Annotated in this window: 13 protein-coding genes; 1 reads left to right on the top strand and 12 read right to left on the bottom strand. The window is 34.8% G+C overall.

What is annotated here, in order from left to right; translation table 11 throughout:
- Nucleotides 1-160: 160 nt before the first annotated feature.
- The 11 genes from queG to HYN56_RS08550 all read right to left on the bottom strand — a co-directional run bounded on the left by queG (nucleotide 161) and on the right by HYN56_RS08550 (nucleotide 14,977).
- Entirely contained in the window at nucleotides 161-1,084 is a 924-nt protein-coding gene (gene queG / locus HYN56_RS08600) for a tRNA epoxyqueuosine(34) reductase QueG (RefSeq protein ID WP_109191799.1), read from the bottom strand.
- Nucleotides 1,084-2,430, bottom strand: a complete 1,347-nt coding sequence (locus HYN56_RS08595) for a cytochrome P450 (RefSeq protein WP_109191798.1) — start codon at nucleotides 2,428-2,430, stop codon at nucleotides 1,084-1,086. The genes queG and HYN56_RS08595 overlap by 1 nt, the downstream gene beginning before the upstream one ends.
- A gap of 11 nt (nucleotides 2,431-2,441) precedes the next feature.
- On the bottom strand, nucleotides 2,442-3,464 hold the full coding sequence (gene ruvB, locus HYN56_RS08590; protein ID WP_109191797.1) for a Holliday junction branch migration DNA helicase RuvB: 1,023 nt from the start codon (nucleotides 3,462-3,464) through the stop codon (nucleotides 2,442-2,444).
- A gap of 109 nt (nucleotides 3,465-3,573) precedes the next feature.
- Nucleotides 3,574-5,376 (bottom strand): cytochrome c oxidase subunit I, encoded by a 1,803-nt coding sequence (locus tag HYN56_RS08585; protein ID WP_109191796.1) that lies wholly within the window; start codon nucleotides 5,374-5,376, stop codon nucleotides 3,574-3,576.
- 30 nt (nucleotides 5,377-5,406) lie between these two features.
- Nucleotides 5,407-6,597 (bottom strand): cytochrome c oxidase subunit II, encoded by a 1,191-nt coding sequence (locus HYN56_RS08580; protein WP_109191795.1) that lies wholly within the window; start codon nucleotides 6,595-6,597, stop codon nucleotides 5,407-5,409.
- Nucleotides 6,598-6,616: 19 nt separating this feature from the next.
- The gene (locus HYN56_RS08575) at nucleotides 6,617-8,011 is read right to left on the bottom strand and encodes a cation-translocating P-type ATPase (protein ID WP_109194753.1); all 1,395 of its coding nucleotides are present in this window, start codon (nucleotides 8,009-8,011) and stop codon (nucleotides 6,617-6,619) included.
- 27 nt (nucleotides 8,012-8,038) lie between these two features.
- Nucleotides 8,039-8,584 (bottom strand): c-type cytochrome, encoded by a 546-nt coding sequence (locus tag HYN56_RS08570; protein WP_109191794.1) that lies wholly within the window; start codon nucleotides 8,582-8,584, stop codon nucleotides 8,039-8,041.
- An 8-nt stretch (nucleotides 8,585-8,592) separates the two neighbouring features.
- Nucleotides 8,593-9,117 carry a DUF3341 domain-containing protein gene (locus tag HYN56_RS08565; protein ID WP_109191793.1) on the bottom strand — a complete coding sequence of 175 codons (525 nt, stop codon included), beginning with the start codon at nucleotides 9,115-9,117 and terminating at the stop codon, nucleotides 8,593-8,595.
- Nucleotides 9,110-10,513: an NrfD/PsrC family molybdoenzyme membrane anchor subunit gene (gene nrfD, locus HYN56_RS08560; protein ID WP_109191792.1), complete on the bottom strand. Its 1,404-nt coding sequence runs from the start codon at nucleotides 10,511-10,513 to the stop codon at nucleotides 9,110-9,112. The genes HYN56_RS08565 and nrfD overlap by 8 nt, the downstream gene beginning before the upstream one ends.
- A 34-nt stretch (nucleotides 10,514-10,547) precedes the next feature.
- On the bottom strand, nucleotides 10,548-13,607 hold the full coding sequence (locus HYN56_RS08555) for a TAT-variant-translocated molybdopterin oxidoreductase (protein ID WP_109191791.1): 3,060 nt from the start codon (nucleotides 13,605-13,607) through the stop codon (nucleotides 10,548-10,550).
- Nucleotides 13,608-13,639: 32 nt separating this feature from the next.
- A complete protein-coding gene (locus HYN56_RS08550) occupies nucleotides 13,640-14,977 on the bottom strand; it encodes a c-type cytochrome (protein WP_109191790.1) in 1,338 nt (445 codons plus the stop codon).
- Between the two features lie 220 nt (nucleotides 14,978-15,197).
- On the opposite strand from HYN56_RS08550, the gene HYN56_RS08545 reads away from it, so the two are divergent.
- Nucleotides 15,198-15,587, top strand: a complete 390-nt coding sequence (locus tag HYN56_RS08545) for an SPOR domain-containing protein (RefSeq protein ID WP_109191789.1) — start codon at nucleotides 15,198-15,200, stop codon at nucleotides 15,585-15,587.
- A 72-nt stretch (nucleotides 15,588-15,659) separates the two neighbouring features.
- Here HYN56_RS08545 and HYN56_RS08540 read toward each other — a convergent pair whose 3' ends face one another.
- Nucleotides 15,660-16,169, bottom strand: coding sequence for a DUF4920 domain-containing protein (locus HYN56_RS08540; RefSeq protein WP_109191788.1), 510 nt, complete (start codon nucleotides 16,167-16,169; stop codon nucleotides 15,660-15,662).
- Nucleotides 16,170-16,284: the final 115 nt, after the last annotated feature.

The following is a 16,284-nucleotide window of genomic DNA, read 5'->3' as shown; positions in this document are numbered from 1 at the left end:
AAACATTTGACAATGAAGAGATCATAATTTCTTAAAGAATTATGAATAAATTAAATTCTTACAGAAAATATTGATAAAAAATTAAAATTCGTAAGATTTAAAAATAAGCTTTAACTTACAATAAAATGCACAATTAACTGAAATACAAACATTTAAAAACTTAACCTAAAAACTTAATATTACGTTTAAGTCCCTCAAACTTTGTTCTTTTAATGGGAGAGTTTTTAAAAACAAGTTTAAATGTTTCTTCAGTTATTTCAATCCAGTCTTTTTTTGTAAAAGAGAGTAAATCTGGATTAGGGTTAAATAAGGGTTCTGAATGAGATTTGGAAAATCGATTCCAGGGGCAGACATCCTGGCAAGTATCACAGCCAAACATCCAATCATCAAACTTTCCTTTCATTTCCTGAGGAATATTTTCTTTTAATTCGATAGTATAATACGAGATACATTTGCTTCCATCAACCACATAGGGCGCAACAATTGCCTGAGTTGGACATGCATCGATACAAGCGGTACAGGTTCCGCAGTGATCTGTTACCGCATAGTCATATTCTAAATCTAAATCAATTATAAGTTCGGCTATGAAGTAAAAAGAGCCGACTTTCTGAGTAATTAAGTTACTATTTTTTCCTATCCATCCTAAGCCACTTTTTGCTGCCCAGGCCTTATCTAAAACCGGAGCTGAATCGACAAAAGCACGTCCTGAAACTTCACCTATATTCTCCTGAATTGAATGTAAAAATTCTTTTAATTTATCTTTAATAATAAAATGATAATCCTGCCCATAAGCATATTTAGAAATTTTAAAACTTTCATCATTCTGAACTGAATGGGGGTAATAATTAAGCAAAAGAGAAACTACACTTTTACCGTCTTCTACCAATAAAGTAGGATCCAAACGTTTATCAAAATGATTCGCCATATAAGCCATTTGACCATTATGGTTATTGTTTAGCCATTTTTCAAGTCTTGGTGCTTCTTGTTCCAAAAATCCGGCTTTGGATATTCCACAAGAAAGAAAACCAAGTCTTTTAGCTTCAGCCTTTATAAACTTTGAATATTTCTCTTTAGAATTAATCATTATCTCTCAGAAAAAATAACTTTTACACCAACTGGTTTTAAGGTAATTAGTGGATTAAAATTAACATCGGTTCCAACTGAAGTAATCTTATACTTTTTTATAATATAAGAAACAGTCAAACACATTTCGTAAATAGCAAAACCAGCGCCGATACACATTCTTGGTCCAGCACCAAAAGGATAGAAATACTGCATAGAATGTTTTTTTTGTTCTCCTAAAAAACGTTCTGGATCGAACTTATCAGGATTATTCCAATATTTAGGGTTTCGATGTAATTCATAAAAAGAAACCCCTATTAAAGTTCCCTCTTTTATACTAAATCCAGCCAAAGTATCATCTTCAACATTTTGCCGATCTGTAATCCAGGCCGGAGGATACAAACGCATTGATTCGTTTAAAACTGCATTTGTATAAGTCATCTTCTGAAGTTGTTCTACAACATCATTAGTTTCAGATTCAATCTTTAAAATCTCTTCCAAAACCTTTTGTTGCACTTCTGGATTATTGCCTAACAGATACAAAGTAAAAGTTAAGGCATTAGCAGTTGTTTCATGTCCGGCAATGAATAGAATTTTTATTTCATCTATTAATTGTTTTACAGACATTCCTTCACCAGTATCTTCGTATCTGGTTTCCAATAACATATTAAGTAAATCATTAAATTCATCCTTTGAAGCATTTCTAACTTCAATAATTTCTCTAATAATGTTATTATTTTCCTCTGCTAATTGGAGATGCTTTTTTATCTGTCCACTAATAGAAAACCACCATGCTTTATGAGGAAGTCTAATTTCTTTTATTAGGAAATTTTGAACTTCTTCAATGATAAATTTAATTCGATTCAGCTTTTCTTGTGATATTGAAAACTCAAATAGAGATTTAGCTACAACATTAAATGCTAGCTCACTCATTACAGGAAAAAGATCCATTTCTTCATCAGTCTTAATCTGATCTAACTCTGAAATAATCGTCGCTTTCATGTTTTCAACCAACTGATTCATTTTTTGTTTATGAAAAGCGGGCTGAATAAGTCTTCTCTGTTTCAGCCAAAAATCGCCATCAACAGTCAAAAGTCCTTTTCCAAGATATTTTGAAAGGTAAACAGATTGAAATTTAGATTTATGATAGTTCTTTTGATTCTTTTGAAGAATATACTGTGCTACTTCATTGTCTCGCGACAAAATAATATGTTTTGAACTTCCAATTTTGATAGAAAAAGAATCTCCAAATCTTTTGAAATATTTTTCATGATAAGGAATAGGATTTCTTCGAACTCCTTCGGCATCCAAAAAAAATCTTAAAATAGAAAGTTTGGGCGGATAATTATATTTTTTAACAGAAGACATTTCTACTTAAATTAAAACAACTCTCCCTGATTGTTCATATTTATCTTTCCCAGATGCTTATAAGCTTTGTCCGTCACTTCTCTTCCACGTGGTGTACGCATAATAAATCCTTCCTGAATCAGGAAAGGTTCATAAACTTCTTCTATAGTTTCGCTACTTTCAGATACGGCAGTCGCCAAAGTAGAAAGACCAACTGGCCCACCCTTAAATTTATTAATGATAGTCAATAATATCTTATTATCCATTTCATCAAGACCATGAGCATCTACATTCAACGCTTTTAGTGCATACTTAGAAATTTCAAGGTCTATAGTTCCATTACCCTTTATCTGCGCAAAGTCTCTCACCCTTCTCAATAAGGCATTAGCAATACGAGGAGTTCCACGGCTTCGGCCTGCAATTTCAATTGCAGCTTCAAGAGCAATAGGCATTTTTAAGATTCCTGCACTTCGTTCAACAATTGTCGTTAAAAGTTCAGTAGAATAATATTGCAAACGTGAAGAAATACCAAAACGAGCACGCATAGGTGCAGTTAGTAATCCCGAACGAGTTGTAGCTCCAATAAGTGTGAATGGATTTAAATTGATTTGAACTGTTCTGGCATTTGGTCCAGATTCAATCATAATATCAATTTTAAAGTCTTCCATAGCCGAATACAAATATTCTTCTACTACAGGACTTAAACGATGAATCTCATCAATGAATAATACATCTCTTTCATCCAGGTTTGTAAGTAAACCCGCCAAGTCACCCGGTTTATCTAAAACAGGCCCGGAAGTTATTTTAATACCTACCTGAAGCTCGTTTGCTAAGATATTGGCAAGTGTAGTTTTTCCTAAACCAGGAGGTCCATGAAATAAAGCATGATCAAGAGCTTCACCTCTTTGATTTGCTGCAGCAACAAAAACTTTCAAATTTTCTAAAACCTGATCTTGTCCTGCAAAATCATCAAATGACAGCGGACGCAATCTTTTTTCAAGATCTAATTCTTCTGAGTTATATCCTTTCGTTGTAGGATCAAGATTTTCGTTCATTCTACAAAGATATAGAAAGTAATTAGTTCTTTAAAATAGTAAATATGAACGTTTAAAACTTTAACTAAATAAAAAAGACCGTCATCTCTGACGGTCTTTTAAAATATTTTTAGTGGTGCAAAACTTCTTCACCTTCTTTCATCGGTACATTTTGAGGAACAAAATCTACATCATGATTTGGGTTACTATAGTCATACGGCCAACGATATACATGAGGAATTTCACCTGGCCAGTTTCCGTGGATATGCTCAACCGGAGTAGTCCACTCTAAAGTTGTAGATCTCCATGGGTTTTGAACAGCTTTTTTACCGTAGAAAATACTGCTAAAGAAGTTGTATAAGAATACTAACTGGAATGCACCTCCTACAAGAGCAAATGTTGTAATTAAAACATTCACGTTTTGTAAATCATCAAATAATGGGAAGTTAGTATTTGTATAGTAACGTCTTGGTAAACCGGCTAATCCGATAAAGTGCATTGGGAAGAAAACTCCATAAGCACAAACTGCAGTTACCCAGAAGTGGATATAACCTAAGTTTTTGTTTAACATTCTTCCGTACATTTTAGGGAACCAGTGGTAAATACCAGCAAACATTCCATAAAGTGCAGAGATACCCATTACTAAGTGAAAGTGAGCAATTACGAAGTAAGTATCATGAACGTTAATATCCAAAGTACTATCTCCTAAAATGATTCCCGTTAAACCTCCAGTAATGAAAGTAGAAACCATTCCAATAGAGAACAACATTGCAGGATTAAATTGTAAGTTACCTTTCCATAAAGTTGTAATCCAGTTAAATGCTTTTACAGCAGAAGGAATTGCAATTAATAAAGTTGTAAAGGTAAATACAGATCCTAAGAAAGGATTCATACCAGAAATAAACATGTGGTGACCCCATACGATAGTTGATAAGAATGCAATTGCAAGAACTGACATAATCATCGCTCTATATCCGAAGATTGGTTTACGAGAATTCGTAGCCATAATTTCAGAAACAAGACCCATCGCTGGTAAGATTACAATGTAAACCTCAGGGTGTCCTAAGAACCAGAATAAGTGTTCAAACAATACTGGAGAACCTCCTTGGTAGTGTAAAACTTCTCCTGCAATATAAATATCTGATAAGAAGAATGAAGTACCAAAACTTCTATCGAAGATTAATAATAATGCAGCAGATAATAATACTGGGAATGAAATAACACCAATAATAGCTGTTACGAAAAATGTCCAGATTGTAAGTGGAAGTCTAGTCATAGACATTCCTTTAGTTCTTAAGTTAAGAACAGTAACAATATAATTTAAAGATCCCATCAAAGAAGATGCGATAAAAATAGCCATAGATACTAACCATAAAGTCATACCAGTTCCTGATCCAGGAATCGCTTGTGGCAAAGCACTTAATGGAGGGTAAATTGTCCATCCTGCAGAAGCTGGACCAGCTTCAACAAATAAAGAACATAACATTACAACAGCTGATAAGAAAAATAACCAGTAAGAAATCATATTCATGAATCCCGAAGCCATATCTCTTGCTCCAATCTGAAGTGGAATAAGTAAGTTACTAAAAGTTCCACTCAAACCAGCCGTCAGTACAAAGAATACCATGATGGTACCGTGAATAGTAACTAAAGCTAAATAAATATCATTTGCCATTACACCATCAGGTGCAAATTTATCTCCTAATAAAACATTAAATATCTTAAAAGACTCTTCTGGCCACGCCAATTGCATTCTGAAAAGCAAGGACATTGCAATACCAATTACTCCCATAACAATACCAGTAATCAAGTATTGTTTAGCAATCATTTTGTGATCAATACTAAAAATATATTTAGTAATGAACGTGTCTTTATGATGATGTTCGTGCTCGTGATCGTGTCCGTGATCGTGATCGTGCGCTTCTGCTGACATATATGTATACTTTAAATTTTCTTAATAATATTATTTCATTGCAACTTTAGCTACAGCTGTTTTAACAGTATCTACAACAGCTTTAACTGTGTCGATTACTTTAGCAGTAGAATCTGTAGTTGGTGCAGCTCCTTCAGCTGGTTTTTCAGCAGCTTTTGCCGCTGCAATATCCTGAGCTAAAGTAGTTTTCTCACTTAACCATTTTTTATAATCTTCAGGAGTATCTACAACTACTTTCATTTGCATGTTGTAGTGAGAAGCCCCACAAATTTTATTACATAATAATAAATAATCAAATGTATAAGGATCTAAAGCTGTTCCTCCTTTTGCAACTAATTCAACACTTTTTTCTGCTCTAAGCTTATTGATTCTTGCAACTTTTTCAACCATAAATGGTAACTCTCTGTACTCAGAAGTTGTATAAGTAGGAACAAAAGCAAATTCAGTAACCATACCAGGAACACAGTTCATTTGTGCTCTAAAATGTGGAAAATAAGCTGAGTGCAATACATCCTGAGAACGCATTTTAAAGTGTACTTTTTTACCTTTAGGAATATGCAATTCTGTAACTACGATATCATCCTGAGCATTTTTATCAGACATATCAACACCTAATGTATTTACTCCTTCAATCAAACGTACGTTAGCTTTACCTAAAACATTATCCTGACCTGCATATCTTGCTGTCCACTTAAATTGTTGTGCATACAATTCAATTTCGATAACATCTTCGTCTTTATCAACGAACATAATATTATTCCATGCATACAATCCATAAAGAATCAAACATGCTAAAACAACAGATGGAATAATACTCCAAATTGCTTCTAATTTATTACTATCCGCGAAGAATAATGCTTTTTTATCTTTATTTCCTTTGTATTTAAAAGAAAACCAATATAATAAACCTTGAGTAATAACTTGAACTGTAAAGATCAAAACCCAAGTAATATTCATTAAACTATCAACTAAACTACCATGCTCCGAAGCTGGAGTATGAAGCGGCAAATCACCCCATTTTAGTAAACCATAAATAGTAAATATATAAATGAAAGCTAAAAAGCCAAACATAATATATCCCTGAATGTTATTGTCATTATCTGATGCAACCTGAGAATCGTCCGAAGATGCTCCTACCTGAGTAAGATCAAATATCTTGGTCAATTGCCATAATGCAACCGCTAATAAAACTAAAACTATAATTACCAACAAACTTGTCATCTGTTTACTTCTTTAAATATTAATAATGAAAATGTTTACTTTCTTCGATGAAAGGATTTCTTTTTGCAAGCAAAGGAGATTTAGTTAATGCAGTAAATACAACAAATATAAATAGACCTAAGAAGAAAAGAATCGATGCAATTTCAGGAACTCCAATAAACCATTTGTCTCCAACTGTACCCGGCATAATCATATTAAAGAAATCAACATAATGACCTAATAATATCACAATACCTGCCATTACAACAACCCAGTTAAGACGTTTGAAATCTGTATTGATTAATATTAATAATGGGAAAACAAAGTTCATAACAACCGCTCCAAAGAAAGGAAGGTTATATAATTGAATTCTTGTCACAAAATAAGTTACCTCCTCCGGAATGTTAGCATACCAGATCAACATGAATTGAGAAAACCATAAATAAGTCCAGAATACACTGATACCAAACATAAATTTAGCTAAATCGTGAATATGGCTATTATTTACATACTCTAAATATCCTTTAGATTTTAAGTAAATAGTAACTAAAGCTATAGTTGTGATACCACTTACAAAGAAAGATGCGAATACATACCAAGCAAATAAAGTACTGAACCAGTGTGGATCAAAAGACATAATCCAATCCCAAGCCATGATAGACTCAGAAACAATAAAGAATACTAAGAATCCTGCAGAAGCTTTAAAATTCTTTTTGTAGTAAAGATCATCATTAGCCTCATCTTGAGCTAAACAGTTTTTTCTAGAAAAATGACGGTAAATATTCCATCCTAATAAAAAGATAAAAGCTCTTACAATCCAGAAAGGGAAATTTAAATATCCTGATTTTCCAGCAATGATTGCGTCATAATTTGCACTTTTAGGATCTGTTACACCTTCACCTAACCATACAAATATGTGATTAAAATGTAATCCGCATAAAACTAAAATAACAAAGAAAACTACAGATCCTGCTGGTAAATAAGCTGTAATACCTTGCATTACCCTAAATAATACTGGAGACCAACCTGCCTGAGCAACCTGTTGAATAGCATAAAATGCTAAAACCCCCATTGAAAGCAGTAAAAAGAAGATACAAGCTACATATACTGCAGACCAAGGTTTGTTTTGTAATTGGTGCAATACATGCTCTAAATGTTTTTCATGCTCATTAGCACCAGAAACTTCAGCATGTGCTCCTGTTTTATGAGCATCATGTGATGCTTCAGCAGCTTCATGATGACCTGCCTCTTTGTGAGATGCCTCCGCTTTCTCTTCATGTGCAGCACCATGAGAACCATGTTCATCTGCAGCTAGTATTTTTTCAACTTCTTGAATATCTTTTGGCGCACTTAAAAAACCATACCCAATTCCTAATAAACCAACGGCCATTAAGATGATAGAAAAAGTTTTTAATTTACTTGAAAATGTGTACATATCTATTACGATCAGTTTGTTCAACAATTATAATTGGCTTTTTAGTTTCAGAACATAGTCAGCAACTAACCAACGTTCGTGAGCACTTAATTGATTTGCATGTGAACCCATTGCATTTAAACCATAAGTCTCAACATGAAAGATACTTCCTTCAGTGATAACTCTGTCTTTATAGCTAGGTACTCCAAGAAATTTTTCTCTTTCAACCAATTTACCTTTACCGTTACCAGTTGCACCATGGCAGCTGATACAGTAAATTTCGAAAAGTTCTTTACCTTTTCCAGAATTTCTTTCTTCTTCTGTCAAAGGTGATTTCAAATTAGCTTTTGCTAATTCGTAACCAGCAGTAGAATTTTCGTATTCATAAGGTTCAAAACCTCTATTTATAGTTCCTGCAACAGGAAGCTGTCCTTCTTTTCCTCCCTTAAATATCTTAGCTTCTGTATATGGCTCATAAGCTACAGACTCATACATATTTGGGAAATACTGATAGTTTGGTGCCGAATTATTGTGGCAAGATGAAACTAAAATAGTTAAACCAACTAATAGTGTTATTTTATATATCTTTTTCATAGCTACAATTAATTCTTTTCAATTACTTTAACTTCTACAGCACCAGTTCCTTCAAAGAAAGAAACTAATTCTGCTTCGTTATCATTTACTGCAACTTCCATTAAGAAGTGATCATCAGTTGTTCTCACATCTGGGTTCTCAGCTTCTTTGAAAGGCCATAATCTACTTCTCATATAAAAAGTGATTACCATTAAGTGAGCAGCAAAAAATACTGTCATCTCAAACATAATAGGCACGAAAGATGGCATATTCTGAATGAAACTGAAACTTGGTTTACCTCCAATATCTTGTGGCCAGTCATGAATCATGATGTAACTCATCATTGTTGTAGCAACAGAAATACCAACACATCCATATAAAAAAGCACATATTGCTAATCTTGTTGGTGCTAATCCCATGGCTTTATCCAATCCGTGAACCGGGAACGGAGTAAAAACCTCTTCAATATGATGATGAGCAGCTCTGGTTTTCTTTACTGCACTCATCAAAACGTCATCGTCATTATAAATGGCGTATATAACTTTATTACTCATGATGTGAATCTTTACTGTTTGCTCTTTCTCTAATATAATTATCTCCTGTTCCTTTCAAAATTGTTTTAACCTCTGCCTGAGCAATTACAGGGAATGTCCTAGAGTATAGTAAAAACAATACGAAGAAGAAACCAATTGTTCCAATGAAAATTCCGATATCAACAAATGTTGGTGAGAACATTGTCCAAGAAGATGGAAGGTAATCTCTATGTAAAGAAGTAACAATAATTACGAATCTTTCAAACCACATACCGATGTTTACTACAATCGAAATAATGAATGAGAACATGATACTAGTTCTTAATTTTTTGAACCACATGAACTGAGGAGAGAATACGTTACATGTCATCATTGACCAATATGCCCACCAGTAAGGTCCGGTAGCTCTGTTTAAGAATGCATATTGCTCATATTCTACACCTGAATACCAAGCTACGAATAACTCAGTGATGTAAGCAACACCTACAATAGATCCAGTAATCATGATAATGATATTCATTAACTCGATATGCTGCAATGTAATGTATGCTTCAAGATTAGAAACTTTTCTCATAACGATCAACAATGTATTTACCATCGCGAATCCAGAGAATACCGCTCCAGCAACGAAGTATGGAGGGAAAATTGTTGTATGCCATCCAGGAATTACAGAAGTAGCAAAGTCCATAGATACAATTGTGTGTACAGAAAGTACAAGAGGCGTAGCCAAACCAGCTAATACTAAAGATACTTCTTCAAAACGCTGCCAGTCTTTTGCTCTACCGCTCCAACCAAAACTTAAGATAGAATAAACTCTTTTGTTGAATGGAGTTATAGCTCTATCACGAAGCATTGCGAAGTCAGGTAATAAACCAGTCCACCAGAAAACCAACGATACTGAAAGATAAGTTGAAATTGCGAATACGTCCCAAAGTAATGGCGAGTTAAAGTTTACCCAAAGCGATCCAAACTGGTTTGGAATAGGTAATACCCAGTATGCTAACCATGGACGTCCCATGTGAATGATTGGAAATAGACCTGCTTGAACTACTGAGAAGATAGTCATTGCTTCCGCAGAACGGTTAATAGCCATTCTCCAACGTTGACGGAAAAGTAATAATACCGCAGAAATTAATGTTCCGGCGTGACCAATACCTACCCACCAAACGAAGTTAGTGATATCCCAAGCCCAACCAACTGTTTTATTTAATCCCCATGTTCCGATACCGGTAGATACGGTGTAAATTATACAACCTAACCCCCAAAGGAAGGCTACTAATGCGATTGTAAATACAATCCACCATTGTTTATTTGCAGGTCCTTCAACAGGCGCTGCCACATCTACAGTTACATCGTGATATGATTTATCACCTATAACTAAAGGTTTTCTAATGGGTGCTTCGTAATGAGACGACATAATCCTTTATATTGTTTCTTAATTAATAATTTTACTAAGTATTTCTAACTTTTACATGATAGAAAACATTTGGTTTTGTACCAACATGCTCTAATAAGTGGTATGCTCTTTCGCTTTCAGCAAGTTTCGCAACTTCACTCTCTTTATCATTTACATCTCCAAAGACCATAGCTCCGGAAGAACAAGCTGCAGAACAAGCACAAGCATTGTTGAACTCATCTTTTGCTACTACTCTACCTTCACGCTTAGCCTGAAGAATTACAGCTTGAGTACTTTGGATACAGAAAGAACATTTTTCCATAACTCCACGAGAACGAACGTTTACGTCTGGGTTTAATACCATACGACCTAAATCGTCATTCATATGATAATCGAATTCGCTGTTTTTGTTGTACAAGAACCAGTTGAAACGACGTACTTTATAAGGACAGTTGTTTGCACAGTAACGAGTACCAACACATCTGTTGTAAGCCATGTGGTTTTGCCCCTGACGACCGTGAGATGTAGCAGCTACCGGACAAACTGTTTCACAAGGTGCGTGATTACAGTGCTGACACATTACTGGCTGGAATGCAACTTGTGGATTATCTCCAGGTTTTTCCATTTCATTGAATGTAGACAATGAACTAGATAAACCAGCAATTCCTTCTTTTCTTTCATTATCACCTTCAAAAGTGCTTTCAGAAGAATAATATCTATCGATACGTAACCAGTGCATATCACGGCTTCTTCTTACTTCAGCTTTACCAACAACAGGAACGTTGTTTTCAGCATGACAAGCAATAACACAAGCACCACAACCGGTACAAGCATTTAAGTCAATTGAAAGATTAAAGTGGTGACCAGTTGTACGATCAAATGATTCCCAAAGGTCAACTGTAGTCGCTTCCACTTCCTGGTGATCTAAAGATACCATTGGTTTTTCATTCCAATGCTCTGCATCTTCAGTATTAAATATTTTTAAAGTAGTTTCCTTAATGATATCTCCTCTACCCATCAACGTTTTTTGCCCCTGAACACAAGCAAACTCATGTTCTCCAGCAGCTTTAACGATAGATACAGACTGAACTCCATTAAATCCTTTATATAAAGCGTAAGCATTTAAACCTACTTGCATTTCTTCTTTTAGAGAAGCTTTACGTCCATAACCAACAGCTAAACCAATAGTGCCTACTGCCTGACCTGGCTGAACAATAACCGGAACATTTTCTAATTTAACACCATCAGCAGTAGTAATAGTAGCATAACTACCATTTAAACCACCATTAGCAACGATTTCATTAGATAAACCGATTTTCTTAGCATCAGCATTTGAAACAGTAACATAGTTATCCCAAGAAACTCTTGTAATTGGATCAGGAAATTCTTGTAACCAAGGATTGTTCGCATGTTGTCCGTCTCCTAAACCTGTTTTAGTGTATAATACTAATTCATACTCTCCAGCAGATTTAGATTTTGCAACCGCATTTGCAGCAGAAGCAGCATCAATAGCTCCTCCGGACAATGCAGCAAATCCAACAACAGCAACACCGTCATGTAATACTTTATTCCAAGAAGATCCAGCAGTGTAAGCGGCAGAATTAACTTTTAAATAATCATAGAAAGTACCCGCAGTACCATTCAACGACAATAAAACATCCTGAAATTGTTTTGTATTAAAGATAGGACGTATAGTTGGCTGTGTTAAACTATAAGTACCGCTTGTAATTTCAACGTCACCCCATGCTTCTAAATAGTGAGGAGCAGGAGCTGCAATTGTTACAACTGATGCAGTCTCATCTTCTTTTAATGCAAAAGCAACAGAAGTTTTAACTTTTTTCAATCCTGAAACAAAAGCTTCTGAATCAGCTAATGTATAAACCGGATTTACACCACTCATAATTAAAGTATGAACACTTCCTGCATTCAAATCTTTAATTAACTGTGAAACAACAGCATTAGAACCTTTTCTAATTTGTCTTGCTCCGGCAGTACTAAAAGCTTCACTAGCCAATATTTGATTGATAGCTAAAACTAATAATTGAGCATTTTTATCTTCAATTCCAGATACTAAAACTCCTTTTGACCCGGCAGCTTTAAGCTGTTGTGCAGCTTTAACTACTTCAGCTTTAGCATTTCCTTCTAAAGCCACAGGAACAGAAGCACCTGCAATAATATTATAAATTTGAACTAAAGCTTGTTTTTGAGCAGCTGTAGTCATTGGAACACGCTTATCAGCAGCAGCTCCAGATAATGTCATATTTGATTCAAACTGGAAGTGACGAGACATTTGTCCATTTTGAGGAATACGTCCTTTTGCATATCCAGAATCATATCCTCCACCTTGCCAGTCTCCTAAGAAATCAGCACCAACAGATACAATTAAAGAAGCTTTTGAAAAATCGTAATCAACTAAAGCTCTTTGCCCGTATACAGCTTCAAAAGCATCTAAAGCTTCAGATGAAGAAACTGCATCATAAACAACATGTTTAGCGTTTGGATTTTTAGCAATAAACTCAGCAATTAATTTCTCTGTGGATGGACTTGCTAACGTATTAGTTAACAATACAACCTGACCACCTTTAGCTTTTGCATCAGCTAAACTTGATTTGATTCTTAAATCAACAGCAGACCAAGAAGAATTTTTACCATCTACTTTTGGCTCTTTCAAACGACCACTATCATACAATCCTAGGATAGATGCATGAATTCTAGCGTTCGCAGCAAATTTAGCTCCTGCAATTGTATTGTTTTCAATTTTAATTGGACGACCCTCACGAGTTTTAACCAAAAGGTTAGCAAAATCAAAACCATCAAAAACGGTAGTTGCATAATAATCTGCAACACCAGGAATGATTTGCTCTGGTTGTAATACATAAGGGATAGACTTGCGAACCGGACCTTCGCAAGCAGCTAAAGTAACAGCTGCAGTACTAAACCCTACGTACTTTAAAAAGTCACGACGTGAAGTCCCAGATGTAGATAAAGCCTCAGCGTTACCTAAAAACTCATCAGTAGGAATTTCTTCAACAAATTCGTTATTTCTAAGCGCCTCAACAATAGAGCTGTTTTCTAGCTCCTCAACACTTTTCCAGTATTTTTTGTTTGATGACATTGTATATATATATTAAAATCTTAATAAATCGATTAATAGTGGCATTTACCGCATTCTAAACCTCCCATTTGCGCTGCAGTTAATTTCTCTACACCGTATTTTTTAGAAAGTTCAGCATGAATCTTATCATAGTAAGCGTTACCTTCCATTTTAACATCAGTTTTTCTATGGCAATCAACACACCATCCCATTGTTAATTTAGAGTATTGCTTCATGATTTCGAATTCCTGTACCGGACCGTGACAAGTTTGACACTCAATTCCGGCAACAGAAACGTGTTGTGAGTGATTGAAGTAAACAAAGTCAGGAAGATTATGAATACGAACCCATTTTACAGGCATTGTTTTTCCAGTATAAGCCTGTTTAGTTTTATCCCATCCAACAGCATCATATAATTTTTGGATCTGAGCATCGTAAAAAGCTTTGCTGTACTCAGGAGTAGCAGTAGTTTCAGCAACCTCAGAAATATTTTTATGACAGTTCATACAAACATTTAATGAAGGAATACCAGCTGTTTTACTTACGCGAGCAGCAGAGTGGCAATATTTACAATTGATTTCGTTATCACCAGCGTGAATTTTGTGAGAATAGTGAATTGGCTGAATCGGCTCATAATTCTGATCAACACCTACCTGCATTAAGTAGCCGTACACAAAATAACCACTAGCCAAAAGCAAAAAGATTGCAGACACTAAAACCAAAAATTGATTTTTAACAAATGCTTTCCAAATTGGAAGCCTAGCTTCTTTTGGAGCAATCTCAATACCGTTTTTATTTGCAACTTTAGTCAATACTTTGTTCACCATGAACAACATCACAACTAAAATAGCCATTACAAGAGCAAGAGCGCCTAAAATAATATTATTTGAAATTCCGCCACCATCAACATTAGTACCTGGAGGCGTTGCAGCCCCACCAGCAGCCGCTACAGGCTCAGCCTTAGGCTCAGAAGTATAAGCTATAATGTTATCAATATCTCCTTCAGACAATTGAGGAAAAGAAGTCATAACAGCTTTGTTATTTTCCTCAAAAAGTTTAACAGCAACAGGATCACCTGACTTAATCATGTCAGAACTGTTATGCACCCACTTGTAAATCCAAGCCATATCATGCTTAGCAGCTACCCCCCTTAAAGCGGGACCAGTTGATTTAGCATCTAATTTGTGACATGCAGCGCAATTTGCATTAAAAAGTTCCTTCCCTTTTACTGGATCACCGCCTCCCGCAGCTGGAGCAGCCGCAGCAGCTTCAGGCGCCGCCGGAGCAGCAGCTGGATCTTGAGCGAATGAAGTTAGGGAGAAAATTAACGTCAGCGATAAGCCAAACAGCAATTTTCTTGAGATCGAATTATGGTTACCCACCTTTTTCATATAGTATAAATAATTGTCTACTAATTTTTGGTATGATTTTTTCTGTACTAAACTCAGGAAAAATCTATACCCTCTTTTAAAACTTGCACAAAAATACGACTTATGAACTATTCTCAAAACCTTAAAATACCCTTAAATATCAATTTATATCAATTCTAAATAATATTAAAATTTTACACTCAAACTTTAAATAGTATTTTTGCATAAAAACCATCACATTATGAGAATTTTAAGTCCCTCTAAAAACCTTTTATTAACAATTACAACGATTGCTTTTGCGCACAATATTAATGCACAAGACCAAAATTTAACATTGAATCAGGATCCTAAATTTGAGCAATTGTTAAACGAGAAGCGTAAAATTAACACGTCAATAAATACAAACGATACTTACAGAATCCAAATCTTTAGCGGCAAAAGCGATGAAGCAAAAAAAACACTTTCGGATTTTAAAAGAGAAAATCCAAGTATTGACGGAACCATCATTTTTAGCACACCGAACTATAAAGTAATAGTTGGTAATTTTAAAACCAGAATCGAGGCAGAAAGAAATCTGGCCGAAATTAAAAACAGATACAAAAGCGTTTTCCTGCTTAAGCCCGGAAAATAATTTTTTCAACCCACAAAAAAAGCGAGATAATAATCTCGCTTTTTTTATCATTTAAAAAGGCTTTAAAAAAACCTAATTCACAACCTTTATTCCACTAGCCATAAATCTTATTTCTTCTTTAGGCATCTTGATTGCATCTATTTCGACCTTGGATTTTTTAGCATCTTTTGCATAATGTTTTAACTCCTCAACAGAAGTAATCTTCTTTTCAGCCACTCCCTCTAAAACAACATTTTTTCCTGTTGCAGCAGTTGGCACGAAAAAAGCATAATCTTTCATTTTTACAAAGAAAGAAGCTCCATCTTCTGTTTTAAGACTAATCCAACATCCACTTTTTGGACAAACCCCGATAACCTCCCCTTTTACAGTAACATTTTCAATTTTACTATCCGCCTTTAATTTATCTTCTAATTTAGTCACAGAAATCGCATTCTTCACAGACACAGCCGAAACATCTGCGCCATAATAATCTCCAATTAATGCATTTCCTGGTGGCGGTGCCGGTTTCTCTACATCTTCCTGAGCAAAACAAAAAGAAGAAAAACTCAAAAACAAAACAGCAGTATACATCTTAAATTTCATATCGTATTATTTTAATTTAAATCAAAAATAAGACTAAAATTCGAAATTGAATTATCATCTAAGACTACTTTATAAATCGATTCTAAAAAAAAGTCCTGACTTTCGTCAGGACTTT

This window comes from Flavobacterium crocinum, from assembly GCF_003122385.1.
Taxonomy (GTDB): Bacteria; Bacteroidota; Bacteroidia; order Flavobacteriales; family Flavobacteriaceae; genus Flavobacterium; species Flavobacterium crocinum.
Note: the sequence above shows the minus strand (reverse complement) of the source record. Positions and strands in the feature narration are given on the sequence as shown.